The organism is Companilactobacillus futsaii JCM 17355 (genome assembly GCF_001435505.1).
Lineage (GTDB): Bacteria > Bacillota > Bacilli > Lactobacillales > Lactobacillaceae > Companilactobacillus > Companilactobacillus futsaii.
Map to the genome: position 1 here is coordinate 1,708 of NZ_AZDO01000144.1, position 1,158 is coordinate 2,865.

The 1,158-nt window shown below is 47.0% G+C and carries 10 tRNA genes; all 10 read left to right on the forward strand.

Going from position 1 to position 1,158, the window contains the following annotated elements:
• The first annotated feature begins 44 nt into the window (after positions 1 to 44).
• Positions 45 to 134, forward strand: a tRNA-Ser gene (locus FC88_RS11795).
• A gap of 29 nt (positions 135 to 163) precedes the next feature.
• A tRNA-Met gene (locus FC88_RS11800) sits at positions 164 to 237 on the forward strand.
• A gap of 23 nt (positions 238 to 260) precedes the next feature.
• Positions 261 to 334: transfer RNA gene (locus FC88_RS11805), tRNA-Asp, on the forward strand.
• 5 nt (positions 335 to 339) lie between these two features.
• Positions 340 to 412 (forward strand) — tRNA-Phe (locus FC88_RS11810).
• 4 nt (positions 413 to 416) lie between these two features.
• Positions 417 to 499, forward strand: a tRNA-Tyr gene (locus FC88_RS11815).
• Between the two features lie 5 nt (positions 500 to 504).
• Positions 505 to 575, forward strand: a tRNA-Trp gene (locus tag FC88_RS11820).
• An 18-nt stretch (positions 576 to 593) separates the two neighbouring features.
• Positions 594 to 666, forward strand: a tRNA-His gene (locus FC88_RS11825).
• Positions 667 to 672: 6 nt separating this feature from the next.
• Positions 673 to 744: transfer RNA gene (locus FC88_RS11830), tRNA-Gln, on the forward strand.
• 20 nt (positions 745 to 764) lie between these two features.
• Positions 765 to 835, forward strand: a tRNA-Cys gene (locus FC88_RS11835).
• Between the two features lie 34 nt (positions 836 to 869).
• Positions 870 to 953: transfer RNA gene (locus FC88_RS11840), tRNA-Leu, on the forward strand.
• Positions 954 to 1,158: the final 205 nt, after the last annotated feature.

A 1,158-nucleotide genomic window follows, 5' to 3' on the forward strand; every position in this document is an offset into this window, starting at 1 on the left:
GATGCTAGTCATCAAGAATTAAATAGCTTTACGTATTAAGCAATGGAGGATTACCCAAGTCCGGCTTAAGGGAACGGTCTTGAAAACCGTCAGGTCGCGAAAGCGGCGCGTGGGTTCGAATCCCACATCCTCCTTAGTGGGTAGCATGTGATATTTTTATTATCGCGGGATGGAGCAGTCTGGTAGCTCGTCGGGCTCATAACCCGAAGGTCGTAGGTTCAAATCCTGCTCCCGCAATTTGTCTTGAAAAAATTAAATCTGGTTCCTTGGTCTAGTTGGTTAGGACGCCTGCCTGTCACGCAGGAGATCGCGGGTTCGATTCCCGCAGGGACCGTTAATGGCTCGGTAGCTCAGTCGGTAGAGCAATGCATTGAAGCTGCATGTGTCGGCGGTTCGATTCCGTCCCGCGCCATTTTGGAGGGGTAGCGAAGTCTGGCTAAACGCGGCGGACTGTAAATCCGCTCCTTCGGGTTCGGTGGTTCGAATCCACTCCCCTCCATATTTAGGGATATAGTTTAAAGGTAGAACTACGGTCTCCAAAACCGTCGGTGTGGGTTCAATTCCTACTATCCCTGTTTCTACCTTTTATCATGGCGGTATTGGTGAAGTGGTTAACACACCGGTTTGTGGCACCGGCACACGTGGGTTCGACTCCCACATACCGCCCTTTATTGGGTTATAGCCAAGCGGTAAGGCAACGGACTTTGACTCCGTCATGCGCTGGTTCGAATCCAGCTAACCCAATTGCTGTAAAAAAAGAATATGGCGGTATAGCCAAGTGGTAAGGCAGAGGTCTGCAAAACCTTCATCACCGGTTCAAATCCGGTTACCGCCTTTGGTTATGCTTAAATAATCAGGCATAGAGATATGCCGGTGTGGCGGAATTGGCAGACGCGCAGGATTCAAAATCCTGTTCCCACTAGGGAGTATCGGTTCGACCCCGATCACCGGTATTAGACGGTTTTCAGAAGCTTTGTAAAACCAAATATCAGTTAGCTCAAATTGTTGTTGTATCAACAGTTTGAGCTTTTTTATTGTTTTCAAAAGTTTATTAGTCAGGTTCATTTTTTGTTTTCTTGCACATATTTTGCACACTGTTCCCATTCGCAAATTGCAAGAACAAGTTAGCCACTTTGGAAAAATAAAGAAAAGTTAAGA